Consider the following 16,357-nt stretch of genomic DNA (forward strand, 5'->3'; position numbering starts at 1 on the left):
CGAACTCAAGACTCTTAATAAGAGTAAAAGCAATCAGCTTTCCGAATTATTATTTAATGCATCAAGAATAGTGCGTTAGATAAACAAAATTTGTCTGGAAACCATAGAGCTGTGGCACCACCTGATCCCATTCCGAACTCAGAAGTGAAACACAGTATCGCCGATGGTAGTTTGGGGTCTCCCCATGCGAGAGTAGGTCATTTCCAGGCGCCTAATTACTCGAAAGAGTAGCTTCATTATGAAGCAAGTCTCCTAACCATGACACGTTAGCGACTTAAAAAGCATTTAGCATCGTGCGTAAGCAATTTGCTAAAGGAGCGGTAGTTCAGTTGGTTAGAATACCGGCCTGTCACGCCGGGGGTCGCGGGTTCGAGTCCCGTCCGCTCCGCCAATTACATAGAAGCCTCGTCTAACGACGAGGCTTTTTTGTATCTGAAGCTTACCCATTTTTCCCGAACAGATATCAACAGCCACAAGCGCTGCATTAATTTAATTGGTCCAATAACGTTCCCGGTATTGCTTTGCATTCATCCAATCTATTTGGACGGTTGACTCTCAATCAATAGAAAGTGACCAGTCACGCCAGATGACTAGTTCATTCTTTATTATAAGCAGCGTCCGCACTGCCACCTTAAGATGAAGGCCTTTGCTGCAATGCAAAGGCCTTTTTCGTATGTGAAAATCAACCGCGACATTTCTGTTTCATTAAGCGGCAATAGGCTTTGTAATTTGTCCGACATTATTTTGTATTGTCTTTCATTTTTGATAATACTTTAATACATTGAATCAATATCAAAATAATCAATTTAGCTATTTTTGAGATATTACTGTTGAGTTGTTGTAATTCATTAAGTCTTTTATTGGCTAATTTTGGATAAATGCGATCTATTGTCTTGCCATTCACATATTGCTCCCCTAACTTAAGTGCCAATAGCATGGGATTAGGAATAATGATGAAGTTAGAAATGATTTGTACTGGTGAAGAGGTACTCTCTGGCCAAATAGTCGATACCAATGCTGCTTGGGTTGCGAATACTTTGATGGAGTTAGGTATCGAGATGCAACATCGAGTGACGGTTGGCGATCGAATGGATGACCTTGTTGCTGCATTCCAAGAACGCAGTAAGCATGCAGATATCATTATTGTTAATGGTGGATTGGGGCCTACCAGTGATGATATGTCTGCGTTAGCCATGGCGAAAGCTAAAGGTGAAGACCTTGTCGAAAATGTGCAATGGCGTGAACATTTGGAAGATTGGTTTACGCGTAATAATCGTGTAATGGCCAAGAGTAATTTAAAGCAGGCTTGGTTACCAGCTTCTGCTGTGATGGTAGATAATCCTGTTGGGACAGCATGTGGCTTTAGAGTGAAGCTGAATAACGCATGGTTATTCTTTACTCCAGGCGTGCCGTTTGAATTAAAGCACATGATCACTGAACAGTTTATTCCGTTTATTACTCAAGAGTTCGGTGTACAACAAAAATCGGCTTTAGAAAAATTACTTACAATTGGTCACGGTGAGTCATCATTAGCAGATACATTGTCAGACATCACTTTGCCACAAGGCATTGAGCTAGGTTATCGCTCATCTATGCCACACATTGAAATTAAGATTTTTGCTCGTGGTGAAAAAGCTATCCGTCAGCTACCTGATGTAACAAAGCAGGTTAAAGCTTTATTAGGTTGTGCGGTTGTTGCTGAAAATCGGCCAACATTAGCAGCAGAGATCCATCATCGATTATACCAATCTGGTTTTAGTCTTAGTGTGGCAGAGTCTTGCACAGGTGGCATGATCACCAGTCAATTGATCGACTTTGCAGGGAGTTCATCGTACTTGCATCATGGTTTAGTGACCTACAGTAATGAATCTAAAGTGAAAGTGCTGGGCGTTAATCCACAGATCTTAGATGATCATGGTGCAGTGTCTATTGCTACTGTTGAGGCGATGGCGCAAGGCGTACGAGGTATTCTTGATAGTGATTATGCTTTAGCTACTAGTGGTATTGCTGGCCCTGACGGAGGCTCAGATGATAAGCCCGTTGGAACAGTCGCTATAGCATTAGCAACTAAACATGGCGTATACAGTCAAATGGTCAAGTTACCAAAGCGCTCACGTCAGCTTGTGAGAAGTATGAGTACGGCAATTGCTTACGATATGCTTCGTCGTGCACTACTTGAAGAAGCCGTTATTGTTGATTACCCGTCGATACCTAGATTCGCCAAGTAAGTGTATTTCTAGCTTGCTTACCATTGGTGTAAGCAAGCTAGATTTAATGACTAGGCTGTAAGGTCATCAGCCAATTGACTGTTTTTCGCTTTTTGATAAAAGTAAGCAACCGTTAATAAAATAACGCCAATCAAAATAAAGGCGACGATTTTTTGAATTAATTCAAATGACGCCATATCAACAACAATCACTTTGATACATGCCAAAGCAAATAGTAATGCTGCTAGCCTGACTAGGCTTGCTTGTTGAGGCCGTAAGCTTATAAACATCACCACACTAGCATGCACAACTAACAGCACTGCACTCATTGGTGCAGCAATAATTAGGTCGAATTGATAGCTCCACAGTAAATAACTTATCACCAATAAAGCATGCCAAGCCCACTTAAGCGTGACATAAGAGATAATTTTTCTGTGTGCTCTAATACCTAATCTTGCTGTTAACAAATAACGACCTAATAAAATCAGCACTCCAAGCTCTGCTAAATTGGTCAGAACATTATCAATATTAAGGGTGAGTTGTGTTTCGCTGTGAAATAGGATGGGTAAAATGGCACAAGCAAAAATAGCAAAATACGCCAAGCTATAACTTGGTGCTAAGGCCTGCTTAAAATGTTGACCTATGCGTGTGTTTCTTTCGGTAATAACACTAAAATATCCACAGATGATTAACGCTGTTATTGCCCATGATGGATGGATTAAGTTAGTGAGAGTTTGACTTAGTACGGCTATGACTAAGGCAATATAATATGGAGCAATGTGCCATTGTAGCGTAGTAATTTGCTGCCACTTTTTTGGTAATTGTACATAGCGTACACTAATTAATCCGAGTAATAGCAATCCTATTGTCAATGCAGCAAGTCCTTGCCACAATTCTGCTAGGCACATTGCTGCTGTAACCATGGTTGCTAATACCGTGAGTATTTGCGACTCATAGCGAAGACTCTTGTGATTAATAAAGTAAGCCAAACCTAGACTCATCATACTGCTTAACCATAATGAGATAGCAATGTAGTCAGGATAGCTGCGTATGACTTTGGGCAATAATAGTAATGGTAGCGCGAGATAACATGCTAACTGAACATAGTAAGCAACGTGGATTAACTTGGCATTGGCATAATATTTTTTGTACCAATAATACGCCAATAGTAATCCGATAAAGAGTTCAAAACGGGCTAATTTAGCGTTCATTGCTTGGTCGGCAAAGCTAAGACTATCAGCGTCTATCATGCCAAAAATAACTAACCCTAATAACGGTAGTTGCAATAACCAGGCTAATACTTCGCTAAAACGTAGGGTGTATTTAGCACTCATGTACAGTAGTAAAAAGCTGATTAATGGTAATGTATTAAGCCAATATTGCTCGGTGATAAAGAAGCTAATGAGTAACAAGGTTACTGTATAGAGCACTCCAAGTAACTCGCGGATAAACCGTACTACTAGGTGTTCAAATTGCATTAAATCAGCTTGATGGCGGCTCAGAAGCTTTTGCGCTACAAAAGTCATCGCACAGGTTAGTGTCATCGATATAATTAATAATGCTTGATATCCTAATAGGCCATCATTGTCATAGCGTGACAGAGCTAGCACATCAAAGACGTTAGCAAAGCTGCCGATTATGCCTAGTACGAGTAAGACATAGGCTTCTGCTCTAATAGGGCTAAACAACTGTTTACAGCCGATCCACAGTAACAATAATCCCTCTAATAACAGCACTAAACCCATCAGTTCGACGCTGAGTAAAAACAGTGCGGCAAAACCAGCAAAGCTTCCGGCAAAAGCCAAGGCTAGGGCACTAATATCTTTATCGCGTTTAATTACCCAATATAGCAACCCACACAGCAATGCATTAAGTGCAAATAGCTCACCAGCAAAAATGCTCCACTCCGTTAGGGTGTAGAGAGTAAAAACCATAAGTGCGATTGGAACCGCTAGCAGCCTTGGTGTTAATGCAGACTTGATGACAAATAATAAGCTGGCAATACTGTAGAGGTAGAACAGCCCATTGATCATTAATACTGCTAGGCCGGTTTGCCAATCAATGACAGACAGCGGCAATTGAATAAATAAGCTGAGTATTTGTATGCAAGCTATATGGAGTAAGGCGGTAATTTCGATGAGTATTGGCCAAGCTAATTTGTGGCTTTGTACCATCGAGCAAATACCGATAAGCATTAAATAAGGCAGGTACAATAGCGGCGTTTGTCCACCATCAAGTAGCATCAATGGCGCGAGTGATCCGCCAAGTAAAGCGACAATCGCGACAACTTTGGTGTCGAGTTTAAACGATAAGCTATAACCCAATATCGTATTAAGCAATAACAAGCCAAAGCAGGCAATATCAGGAATAAGATTAAAGTACGGTCCAAGGAAATATAGGCACAAATAATTAAGAATAAGCCCAAGGCCAACTAGGCCTGAGCCGAAGTCTTGCATTCCTGGGCGTTTTTGCCGAATAAATACTCCACCAACAATAATACTATTTGCTACGCCTAAACCTAATAACGCTTTACCCAGTTCTGAAAACCAGTTGTTAATTGAAAACTGCAGTAAATAACCAAAACCTAATGTCAGGGTAATAATGCCTGCAACCGTCATCAAAAATACAGGCCCTAACCCTTTACTTTGATAATGCTGATAGAATTCTTTTGCTTGTTCGGTTAACCCAGAAATGGGAGCAAATGCTGACGCACTGAACTCACCGATAGCGTCAGCTAATTGAGTAACCATCGCACTTAGGGCACTTTGTCTAGCGGGTGACTTTGCGACTACCGAAGTTTGTTGTTCTGATAGAGATGATGTTAACGCTGAATGACTTATATCTAACGGTTGGCGCTCCCAAGCAGAAGACGAGTATTGAGGTTTATCGGCTACGATACTGCCGCTCGAATCGTTTTCTCGACTCTCATGCACTGGGGCATGTAAGTTTTCAGCAGGCAAGGCTATCGGTTGTTCATTATTATTTTGCGCTTGTACCTGTTGGGCCAAAGCATCAAGTTGTTGACTGAACTGAGCCAATTGTCGATTTACATCGGCTTGCTGAGCGCCTTGCTGTGAAGTAAACTCCGCCAGTTGTGCTTTTAGTTTTGCTACGTCATCCATTAACGGCATCATTTATCCCATGATTATTATGCACTCCAATATTGCCAAGTTATTGTACGTGGTTCTGATTGATTAGGAAATGCTCAGTTTTCTGATACTTGAGATGTTCAGCCTTTATTTTCGATGTGCATGTAGATGAGTTTGAAGCAATAAAAAAGCACCCTAAGGTGCTTTCTGCTACTACGATTATAACGTTAAAACTTAACCACCAGTTTGCCTTGTTGTACGGCAATTTCTTTGGTCATTTTAGCCATTAACGCTTGATTACTGTCGCGAGTGTCTAAGGTATACACTGGCTGGTTTTCAAGGTAATTACGTAAAAACCCCATCAATTGTGGTGTTGCCTGGCTGATGTAACGCTCAATATCGGCGGGTTCGGACTCAACCTTGACTAAGTTTAACTGTCGAAGATAGACACTCTTGGTATTACTGTCATACCAAGGCACAGCTTCGAACGTAGTTTTAAGCTTAGCGTGAATAGGTAGTAACGGGTTATTCACGGTAATCACAGTCGCAGCTGTGACAGCCATGGTATTTGGCTTAGCGCCTAACACGACCTGCATATCATTTAGCTTAAGTGATACACCAATTAACTTGTTGCCCTGTTTTACCTCAAAATGCATGTCTTTATTAAGGTACTGTTCAATTTCAGACTCGGTGATGCTGTACTGACTGGCACAGCCAGTCAGTACCAATAACAATCCCAGTCCAAGGGTTTTAACCAAGGTTATCATCCAGTGTTTCTCATTCCTGCTGCAACGCCGGCAATGGTCAGCATAAGTGCTAGCTGAACATCTGCAGACGGCTCAACTTCTCTACGTGTACGGGCTAATAGCTCGGTTTGTAAGAAGTTAAGTGGATCTATGTAAGGGTTGCGCAGTTTAACAGACTCACGGCTCCAAGGCGTATGTGACATTAACTCTGTCGCTTGGGTTAATGATAATACTGCTTCAATACCCAATTGCAGACGTTGACGTAACTTCTCACCTAAATGATGTAACTCTGGCTTCACTAAACATAGCTCGTAGTACTTGGCTAAGTTAGGCTCTGCTTTGGTGTAGACCATTTCGAGCATTGAAATACGGGTTTCAAAGAAAGGCCATTGCTCTTCCATTTCACGCAATAATGCTAACTCGCCACGATCTGCCGCATCTTGTAGTGCTTCACCCGCACCAAGCCAAGCGGGTAGCATTAAGCGGTTTTGTGACCAAGCAAAAATCCACGGAATCGCGCGTAAGCTTTCAATACCACCATCAACTTTACGTTTAGCTGGGCGACTGCCTAGTGGCAACTTACCGAGCTCAACTTCTGGTGTGGCAGATCTAAAATACTCAACAAAGTCCGGTTCTTCACGGACGATTCCGCGATAATGCAGTACTGATTCTTCAGCAATACGCTGCATGCAATCACGCCACGATTTTTTAGGCTCCGGTGGTGGTAACAATGTCGCTTCTAATACCGCTGAGGTATATAGCGCTAAACTTTGTACCGCTAATTTTGGTAAGCCAAACTTAAAGCGGATCATTTCGCCTTGTTCTGTCACACGGATGCGACCATCTACCGAACCTGGTGGTTGCGATAAAATGGCTTTATGAGCTGGTCCGCCCCCACGGCCGATAGAACCGCCACGACCATGGAACAACATCAATTTAACGTCAGCTTTTTTACACACAGCAACTAACTGCTCTTGTGCACGATACTGCGCCCAGGCAGCTGCCATTACGCCAGCATCTTTGGCTGAGTCAGAATAACCAATCATCACTTCTTGCATGCCTTTGGTGTAACCACGATACCAATCAATATTCAGTAGCGAAGTCATACAGTCCGCGGCACCCTCTAAGTCAGCGAGGGTTTCGAATAATGGCACTACGCGCATTGGATTAGTGCAACCGGCTTCTTTTAGCAGTAATAATACGGTTAATACGTCAGATGGCTTGCTGGCCATTGATATCACATAAGAGCCCAGTGCATTAACAGGCTGCTGGGCGACTAAGTTGCAGGTTCTGACAACTTCAGCGACATCATCCGTCGGTTTCCAATTTGTTGGGATCAGTGGACGTTTGCTGGTTAACTCGCGCAGTAAAAACGCTTGTTTTTCATTTTCGTCCCAATGGTTGTAATCACCCATGCCCAAATAACGAGTCAGTTCAGCAATCACGTCACTATGGCGGGTAGCATCTTGACGAATATCTAGGCGTAACATGTGAATACCAAAACACGCTAAACGACGTAATATATCGAGTAACAGGCCATTAGCAATCAGCTTCATACCGCAATCGGTCAAACTCTTATAAAGTAGTTCAAGCGGTTCAAGCAAATCTGATTTATGCCAAATTAGCTCGCTGGTATCAACATCAGGTTTTTTACCTTCAAGACGTGCATTAAGGTAATCGATGGTGTCACGTAATTGGCAGCGTAATTTGCGTAACACATCGCGGTACGGTTCTTTACTGTTATCTGTTAACGCTGACAATTCAGCATTCGCTTGTTCCATCGACAATTCGCCAAGCAAGCTCACAATATCTTTTAAGTACAATCTTGCTGCGGCATGACGATTGCGATCGAGTACTTCTTGGGTGACGAGAGACGTTACAAACGGATTTCCGTCGCGGTCTCCGCCCATCCAGCTTGAAAATCTCACCGGAGAGACATCAATAGGTAATTGCTGGCCGGTCTTTTGCTCAACTTGATCATTGAGTTGACGCAGAAAGTCAGGAATAGCTTGCCACAAAGACGTTTCGATAGTGCTTAACCCCCAACGTGCTTCATCTACAGGAGTTGGGCGTTCGTTACGAATTTCGTTGGTGTGCCAAATTTGGGCAATAAGCTGACGCAGACGCAGAGTGCTTTGTTGGCGTTCGCGATCAGTCAGTTGGCTGTTTTCTTGTTCCGTTAAGCAATCAACTACAGCCGCATATTTTTGAATTAGCGTGCGGCGTGAAATCTCGGTTGGATGCGCTGTTAATACTAAATCGATGTCTAAGTTTTTTAAGCTCTTAATGACATCTTTTTTATCTAAATCAGTATCAAGCATGCGTCCAAGTAGTTGCTCTACTGGATCGGGCACACACACGAGTTCGTCGCAATTACGGCTAATGGTGTGAAATTGTTCTGCGATATTGGCTAAGTTTAAAAATTGGTTGAAGGCTTTGGCGAAAGGGACCAGTTCTTCGTCTGGTAAAGCGGTTAATAATGCCAACATTTGCTCACGAGAGGCTTCGTCACCCTGGCGAGATTTTTTTGCTAAAATTCGAATTTGTTCTACTTTTTCTAAAAATGCATCGCCTAAATGGTTTTGCATTGTTTCGCCTAATATCTGGCCTAAATGCCCCACATTTGATCGAAGTGACGCATACATATCTGCCGTTTGCTCTGTCATACTTACTCCCGAAAAAAAGAACGATTTTGCCAATAACTCTTACATCACAATACCCAGCGTATCAAAATCGGTCAATACGCAGGCACTGTATTTTGTAATTTTATTTCGTAAAAAAGTTACATTTTGATTTAACTTTCACCGATTATTGATGTTTACTTAATGCAGGCATGAAAAATCATTTTTTTGATCAATTCTACCGTTGGCGTTAAGTATTCTAAGCCAATAAATTCATCTGGTTGGTGGGCCTGGTTAATACTGCCCGGCCCAAGTACTAAAGTTTGGCAACCTAGTTTGTTGATATAAGGTGCTTCAGTTGAATAGTTGACCACTTCTGCTTCGTTGCCAGACAATTCTGCAACGAGTTTGGTCCATGGATTATCTGCTTTTCCTGCAAACGATTCTGCGCCTGGGTACAAAGTACTGACACTTATGCTGCCAGGATACTCTTTACTGATGTCAGATAAGTAGTTCAACACCATTAATTCCAGATCCGCTAACTCCATTCCCGGTAAAGGGCGAATATCTAAGTGTAAATCACAACAACCACAAATACGGTTAGCGGCATCACCGCCATGAATATGGCCAAAGTTCATGGTTGGGTAGGGAACAGTAAACGCATCTTCGCGATAGTTTTCGCTTAAGTGCTGCTTTAGCTTCATTAGCTGGCTAATGACTTTATGCATGACTTCAATAGCATTTAAGCCGCGAGCAGGATCAGATGAATGACCACTTCGACCAATTACGCGGATCCCTTGGGCTAAATGCCCCTTATGCATATAGACAGGTTTTAAGCTGGTGGGTTCACCAATAACCGCATAATCAGGTGCGATAACTTTTGAGTCGGCAAATGCTTTAGCGCCGCTCATGGTGGTTTCTTCATCTGCACTAGCAAAAATAGTCAGCGGACGTTTGAATTGATCAAGTGGCATGTCTTTTAATGCTTCGAGTACTAATGCAAAAAAGCCTTTCATGTCGCAAGTGCCTAAGCCGTACCAACGATTGTCTTTTTCAACCATCTCAAATGGACTTTGGCTCCAACGGCCTTCGTCAAAGGGCACAGTATCTGTATGGCCCGCAAGTAAAAGCCCACCACTGCCGCTGCCGATTCTGGCAATCAAGTTCTGTTTATTACGCGAGTCTTCTACCGTGGGGGTTTCGCATTCAAAACCCAGCTCACTGAACCAATTTTGCAACAAGTTGATAACTGCATGATTACTCATATCGTGTTCTGCTTCGAGTGCACTGACTGATGGCGCTGCAATCAGCTGTGTAAAACAACTTTTTAGATCTGGTAGTGTGCTCATGGGTTATCCTAAAAAATAATATGCAAAATACTTATTCACATATATTGCATAATTAATATTGTGTGATAGTCTAGCAAACAGCATTAACCGACACCATAAATAGAACGATAGAAATGAAAATAAACATGTGCTTTCTTACTGCTAAAACCACTATATCAATAATCAACGCGAACTTCCTGCGACGATAGTTCAAAATTAGGCGGCCCCCGTCTAAATAGGCTATGCTGACACTTTCCCTCATTATTTAACAAGAAAACAAACTTATGAAAAGCATCGCAATTATTGGCGCCAGTGGTTATACCGGTGCACAAATTACTTCGTTAATTAACGCAGACAGCAACTTCAGCGTTCAAGGGTTGTATGTGTCGGAAAACAGTTTAGATAAAGGCCGTAAATTAGCCGACCTTTACCCTACATATAGTCACATGGCTTATACGCTTTCGCCGTTATCAGATGACGCTAAAAAGAAAATTGTTGCCGAAGCCGATGCCGTGGTTTTAGCGACTGAGCATTCAGTTAGCCTAGAGCTTGCCGCATGGTTTTACCAGCAAGGTTTAGCGGTATTTGACTTAAGCGGTGCATATCGTTTTGCCGATGTGGCGCAATATCCAAAATGGTACGGTTTTGAACATACTCACCCTGATGTATTAGCTCAGGCGGTGTATGGCTTAGCAGAGTGGAACAGCGAACAAATTAAACAAACAAGAATGATTGCTGTACCAGGTTGTTATCCTACGGCATCACTTACTGCACTAAAACCGCTTAAACCATTCTTAACTGAAATGTATCCAGTCATTAATGCCGTGAGTGGTGTAACAGGTGCAGGTCGTAAAGCACAGTTACATACCAGTTTCTGCGAAGTTAGCCTTACGCCATACGGTGTATTGGGTCACAGACATCAGCCTGAGATTGCGACACATTTAGGTCAGGAAGTTATTTTTACGCCGCATTTAGGCAACTTTAAGCGTGGTATTTTGGCAACGATTACCGTGCAACTCAAACCAGGCACTACAGAAGCCGATGTCGCTAAAGCGTATAGCGTGTACGACAACGCGCCAATAGTGACAGTAAAGCACAATCAATTCCCTAAAGTTGATGATGTGGTTAACACCCCCAATTGTCATTTAGGTTGGAAGTATGATGCCAACAGCGGTTATTTGGTGGTCGCCAGTGCGATAGACAATTTAATGAAAGGTGCTGCTAGCCAAGGTCTACAGTGCATTAAAATCCATTTCGGTGTGTAATTAACTCGCATTAGTTAAGGAATAAAAATAATGGCTACAAAATCAGTATTAGTCTTAAAAGTCGGTGGTGCGTTGCTTCAATGCGAAATGGGCATGGCGCGTTTAATGGCAGCAGCAGCCGAAATGCTTGCTGCGGGTCAACAAGTCATATTAGTCCATGGCGGTGGTTGTTTGGTTGATGAGCAATTAACCGCTAATGGCAAAGAAACGGTTAAATTAGACGGTTTACGTGTTACGCCAGAAGATCAAATTCCTATTATTGTTGGCGCGCTAGCAGGTACCTCAAACAAAATTTTACAAGCAGCTGCAGCTAAAGCTGGCATTGTTAGCGTAGGCATGAGCTTAGGCGACGGCAATGTTGTTACTGCAAAAATCAAAGATGAGCGTTTAGGACTTGTGGGCGAAGTTGAGCCAAAAGACGCGACCTACTTAAACTTTATTTTAAGCCAGGGCTGGATGCCAATTTGTAGCTCGATTGCCATTTCTAGCCAAGGCGACATGTTAAACGTCAACGCAGATCAAGCCGCAACAGCCTTAGCAAAATTAGTTAACGGTACGTTGGTGTTATTGTCAGACGTATCGGGTGTGTTAGATGGTAAAGGTCAGTTAATACAGAGTTTAAACAAAAGTGAAATTGAACATCTTGTTGCCCAAGGGGTGATTGAGAAAGGCATGAAAGTCAAAGTAGAAGCCGCATTGGAAGTTGCTCAATGGATGGGTAAACCCGTGCAAGTTGCTTCATGGCGCGATGCCGAACAGTTAAAAACCTTAGTCAAAGGTGGGTCCGTCGGGACTCAAATACAACCTTAATGGAGTAGTAGTATATGCAGCACCTATTGTCGATAAAAGAGTTAACTCAATCTCAGCTTTTAGCCATCATTGATCTGGCTAAAAAAATTAAGAATAATCCCGCTGAGTACCGTCGCGCCTTAGATGGTAAAAGCGTTGTGATGCTGTTTGAAAAGCCATCACTGCGCACCCGAGTCAGCTTTGACATTGGCATTAATAAATTAGGTGGTCACTGCTTATACTTAGACCAACAAAATGGTGCGTTGGGACAACGCGAAACGGTAGCTGATTTTGCGACAAACATTTCATGCTGGGCCGATGCTATTGTGGCAAGAACTTACTCGCACACCACCATAGAACAATTAGCTAAACATGGCAGCGTGCCGGTGATTAATGCTTTGTCTGACTTGTACCATCCATGCCAAGCGCTAGCTGACTTTTTAACACTATCAGAGCAATTTGATGACGTCAGCCAAGCAAAACTGGCTTATGTTGGCGATGGTAATAACGTCACCCACTCACTGATTTATGGTGCAGCGATTTTAGGCATGACCATGACAGTGATTTGCCCTGAAGGGGCATTCCCTGATGCACTAATCGTGACAGAAGCTCAGGCGTTAGCAAAGCAAAATGGTGGCAAGTTAACTCTAAGTGCAGACATTAATGCCATTGAAGGCCATGATGCTATTTATACAGATACATGGATTTCTATGGGTGATGAAACACCGCTTGCTGACATTAAAGCCCGTTTTGCACCATACCAAGTTAATAGTGAGCTAATGGCTCAAGCTGGTGCTAAATTCTTTATGCATTGCTTGCCAGCACATCGTGGTGTGGAAGTGACAGATGAAGTGATGGATGGCGAAGGTTCATTGATTTTACATCAAGCAGAAAACCGCATGCATGCGCAAAATGCAGTATTAGTGACCTTATTAAGTTAGTCACCTTATTTAAGTTATTCAAAAGATTAAGTCAATAGTGCCTCTGGCGTTATTTAAATTGAAAATATACGTAATCGATTTTAGGAAATAAACATGTCTAATGCAGTGAAAAAAAACGGTGTTAAAAAAGTGGTATTGGCATATTCAGGTGGTTTAGACACCTCGGCTATTATCCCGTGGTTAAAAGAAACTTATGACGACTGTGAAATCATCGCATTTTGTGCCGACGTCGGCCAAGGTGAAGAAGAGCTCGTTGGCTTAACAGAAAAAGCCTTAGCGTCAGGTGCTTCTGAGTGCCATATCGTCGATCTAAAAGAAGAGTTTGTTGCTGATTATATTTACCCAACTATTGCAACGGGTGCTATTTACGAAGGTACATACTTGTTAGGTACGTCAATGGCGCGTCCTATTATTGCTAAAGCGCAAGTAGAAGTCGCCCGTAAAGTCGGCGCTGATGCGGTATGTCATGGTTGTACCGGTAAAGGTAACGACCAAGTTCGTTTTGAAGGTTGTTTTGCTGCATTAGCACCAGACTTAAAAGTGATTGCGCCTTGGCGTGAGTGGGAAATGCGTAGCCGTGAAGACTTATTGGCTTACCTTGCAGAGCGTGATATCAAAACCAGTGCTTCAGCGACCAAAATTTATAGCCGTGATGCCAACGCATGGCACATTTCGCACGAAGGTGGTGAGTTAGAAGATCCATGGAACGAGCCATCAAAAGGCGTGTGGACATTAACAGTAGCACCAGAAGATGCACCAAATGAGCCTGAATATGTCTCGTTAGCGGTTAAGCATGGTCGTGTGACTCATGTAAATGACGAAGCATTATCGCCATATGCTGCACTCATGAAGCTAAACGACATTGCTGGCAAACACGGTGTAGGTCGTATCGATATTACCGAAAACCGTTTAGTGGGCATGAAGTCTCGTGGTTGTTATGAAACACCAGGCGGCACCGTAATGTTTGCTGGTCTGCGTGCCATTGAAGAATTAGTTTTAGACAAAACTAGCCGTACGTGGCGCGAGCAAATTGCTGGGCAAATGTCGCACCTAGTGTACGACGGTCGTTGGTTTACCCCTTTATGTAAATCACTTATCGCAGCGTCAGAATCATTAGCAGAATCGGTTAATGGTGATGTAGTGATTAAGCTGTATAAAGGCCAAGCGACAGCCGTTAAAAAACGTTCGCCAAACAGCTTGTATTCAGAAGCTTTCGCAACGTTTGGCGAAGATGACGTATACGATCAAAAACACGCTGAAGGCTTTATCCGTTTATATTCTTTAGCGAGCCGTATTCGCGCGCTAAACACTAAATAGAGTAAACGGCAACGATAAAAGGCGCTGCAAAGCGCCTTTCTTATAATGACTTTTGGCAAACAGAGAGTCATTACAAGAAAGAGAATAAGACTTACAGCTATATTATTAAATACCCAGTTCTTAAAACAGTTTTCAACACAGAGGATACCGACATGGCGTTATGGGGCGGAAGATTTCAGGGCGAAACCAGTGCACTTTTCAAGTTGTTTAATGACTCACTGCCAGTGGATTACCGCTTATTTGAACAAGACGTTGTCGGCTCTATTGCATGGGCAGATGCCATTGCTAGCGTCGGTATTATTACTGCAAAAGAATGTATCGATTTAAAAGCAGCGTTAAATGAGCTGCTGGTGGAAGTGGGTAACGATCCGCAAGCGATTATCAGCAACGGCGCCGAAGATATACACAGCTTTGTTGAACAAAAGCTGATTGCCAAAGTGGGCGATTTAGGCAAAAAACTCCACACGGGCCGTTCGCGTAACGACCAAGTCGCCACAGATTTAAAGCTGTGGTGCAAAAAAGAAGGTACAGCATTACTCGCACGTTTAGGTACATTGCATGCAGAGTTAATTGCATTAGCTGAGCGTGAAGTTGACGCAGTGATGCCGGGTTACACCCATTTACAGCGTGCTCAGCCGGTTACATTTGGTCACTGGGCGCTGGCTTATGTTGAAATGTATGAGCGTGATATTAGCCGCCTACAAGATGCATTAAGCCGTGCCGATTCATGTCCATTAGGTTCTGGCGCACTAGCCGGTACCGCTTATCCGATTGATCGCCACGCGTTAGCGTCAGCGTTAAACTTTGCTCGCCCAACCTTAAACAGCTTAGACAGTGTGTCGGATCGCGATCACGTGGTTGAATTATGCAGCGCTGCGTCAATCAGCATGATGCATTTAAGCCGTATGGCCGAAGATTTAATATTCTTCAACTCTGGTGAAGCTAATTTTATCTCATTAGCCGATGAAGTCACTTCTGGCTCATCACTGATGCCACAAAAGAAAAACCCAGATGCGTTAGAGCTTATTCGTGGTAAAACCGGCCGTGTTTACGGCAGCTTAATGGGGATTTTAACGACCATGAAAGCCTTGCCATTGGCTTACAACAAAGACATGCAAGAAGATAAAGAAGGCTTATTTGACGTGGTCGACAGCTGGGCTATTTGTTTAGATATGGCAGCATTAGTATTGTCGGGCTTAAAAGTAAATCGTCCACAAGCCTTGGTCGCGGCGCAACAAGGTTATGCTAATGCAACCGAACTTGCGGATTATCTTGTGGCTAAAGGTATGCCGTTCCGTGAAGCACACCATGTAGTGGGTGAGGTGGTGGTATTTGCCATTGGTGAACAAAAGCCGATCGAAGACTTAAGCGTGGCTGAGCTACAGAAATTTGCCAACGTGATTAGCGATGATGTGTATCCAAACCTTACGATTGAAGCGTGTTTAGAAAAACGTGATGTATTAGGTGGCACCGCTATCAATCAAGTGCAAGCAGCCATAGCAGCTAAAAAAGCATAACGATAAGTACTTATTTCGATAGCATCGAGGTAGATATTAGTAACCAAGCCCTGTTGATATTCATCGGCGGGGCTTGTTTGTTTTCGCTACCATAAACCATAAACCATAAACCATAAACCATAAACCATAAACCATAAACCATAAACCATAATCCATAGCTAGAACACACTATAGAGCAGTCATTTATTTAACCATGCTGCGTATGCAGAGGTTGTGGTCGTTTGTATCGCTCTTATGTATTCAATTTAGGATCAATGCACATCAGTCTGTCACCACTCTAGTTATCGATTTTACTCATCGATATCACTCATAAGATAGCCATGCCAATACACGATTAATTTTTTTTACAAGTTTGAGTAATTACTTAAAACATCTGTGTCAAATACCATAACGTCCCATTTGAGTTGTTATTGCCTACCGTTAAATACCGGAATGCTAGTCGGTTTAAATTGTTATCTGTTAATTCAAACACTCGGTCTATTTTGACAATAAATAGGCCGAATTTTTGTGGTTGCATTGTTTTGATTCTGCTCTATG

General features: G+C 42.7%; 10 protein-coding genes, 1 tRNA gene and 1 rRNA gene. 8 read left to right on the plus strand and 4 right to left on the minus strand.

From position 1 onward, the window contains the following. The first annotated feature begins 93 nt into the window (after positions 1-93). The 3 genes from rrf (at position 94) to CXF88_RS00320 (ending at position 2,228) form a co-directional block, all read left to right on the plus strand. Positions 94-209 (plus strand): 5S ribosomal RNA (gene rrf / locus CXF88_RS00310). Positions 210-314: 105 nt separating this feature from the next. Next, positions 315-391: transfer RNA gene (locus tag CXF88_RS00315), tRNA-Asp, on the plus strand. Between the two features lie 562 nt (positions 392-953). After that, positions 954-2,228 (plus strand): CinA family nicotinamide mononucleotide deamidase-related protein, encoded by a 1,275-nt coding sequence (locus tag CXF88_RS00320; RefSeq protein WP_101084813.1) that lies wholly within the window; start codon positions 954-956, stop codon positions 2,226-2,228. Between the two features lie 50 nt (positions 2,229-2,278). On the opposite strand, the gene CXF88_RS00325 is transcribed toward CXF88_RS00320, so the two are convergent. The 4 genes from CXF88_RS00325 to argE form a co-directional block, all read right to left on the minus strand. Next, entirely contained in the window at positions 2,279-5,338 is a 3,060-nt protein-coding gene (locus CXF88_RS00325; protein ID WP_101084814.1) for a DUF2339 domain-containing protein, read from the minus strand. A gap of 185 nt (positions 5,339-5,523) precedes the next feature. Then, the gene (locus CXF88_RS00330; RefSeq protein ID WP_101084815.1) at positions 5,524-6,063 is read right to left on the minus strand and encodes a DUF1439 domain-containing protein; all 540 of its coding nucleotides are present in this window, start codon (positions 6,061-6,063) and stop codon (positions 5,524-5,526) included. Further along, on the minus strand, positions 6,060-8,708 hold the full coding sequence (gene ppc, locus CXF88_RS00335; protein WP_101084816.1) for a phosphoenolpyruvate carboxylase: 2,649 nt from the start codon (positions 8,706-8,708) through the stop codon (positions 6,060-6,062). Before ppc ends, CXF88_RS00330 begins: the two co-directional genes overlap by 4 nt. Before the next feature lie 152 nt (positions 8,709-8,860). Further along, positions 8,861-10,012: an acetylornithine deacetylase gene (gene argE, locus CXF88_RS00340; protein WP_011635680.1), complete on the minus strand. Its 1,152-nt coding sequence runs from the start codon at positions 10,010-10,012 to the stop codon at positions 8,861-8,863. Between the two features lie 263 nt (positions 10,013-10,275). Here argE and argC point away from each other — a divergent pair, with 263 nt between their 5' ends. From argC to argH, 5 genes are all read left to right on the plus strand, one after another. Continuing rightward, the gene (gene argC, locus CXF88_RS00345; RefSeq protein ID WP_101084817.1) at positions 10,276-11,256 is read left to right on the plus strand and encodes an N-acetyl-gamma-glutamyl-phosphate reductase; all 981 of its coding nucleotides are present in this window, start codon (positions 10,276-10,278) and stop codon (positions 11,254-11,256) included. Positions 11,257-11,286: 30 nt separating this feature from the next. After that, entirely contained in the window at positions 11,287-12,066 is a 780-nt protein-coding gene (argB, locus tag CXF88_RS00350; protein WP_101084818.1) for an acetylglutamate kinase, read from the plus strand. Positions 12,067-12,080: 14 nt separating this feature from the next. Then, positions 12,081-12,986 carry an ornithine carbamoyltransferase gene (locus CXF88_RS00355; RefSeq protein ID WP_101084819.1) on the plus strand — a complete coding sequence of 302 codons (906 nt, stop codon included), beginning with the start codon at positions 12,081-12,083 and terminating at the stop codon, positions 12,984-12,986. 93 nt (positions 12,987-13,079) lie between these two features. Continuing rightward, positions 13,080-14,303 carry an argininosuccinate synthase gene (locus tag CXF88_RS00360; RefSeq protein ID WP_101084820.1) on the plus strand — a complete coding sequence of 408 codons (1,224 nt, stop codon included), beginning with the start codon at positions 13,080-13,082 and terminating at the stop codon, positions 14,301-14,303. A gap of 152 nt (positions 14,304-14,455) precedes the next feature. After that, positions 14,456-15,820 carry an argininosuccinate lyase gene (gene argH / locus CXF88_RS00365; protein WP_101084821.1) on the plus strand — a complete coding sequence of 455 codons (1,365 nt, stop codon included), beginning with the start codon at positions 14,456-14,458 and terminating at the stop codon, positions 15,818-15,820. Positions 15,821-16,357 lie beyond the last annotated feature (537 nt).

Origin of the sequence: Shewanella sp. ALD9, from assembly GCF_002836315.1 — a bacterium.
Taxonomy (GTDB): Bacteria; Pseudomonadota; Gammaproteobacteria; order Enterobacterales; family Shewanellaceae; genus Shewanella.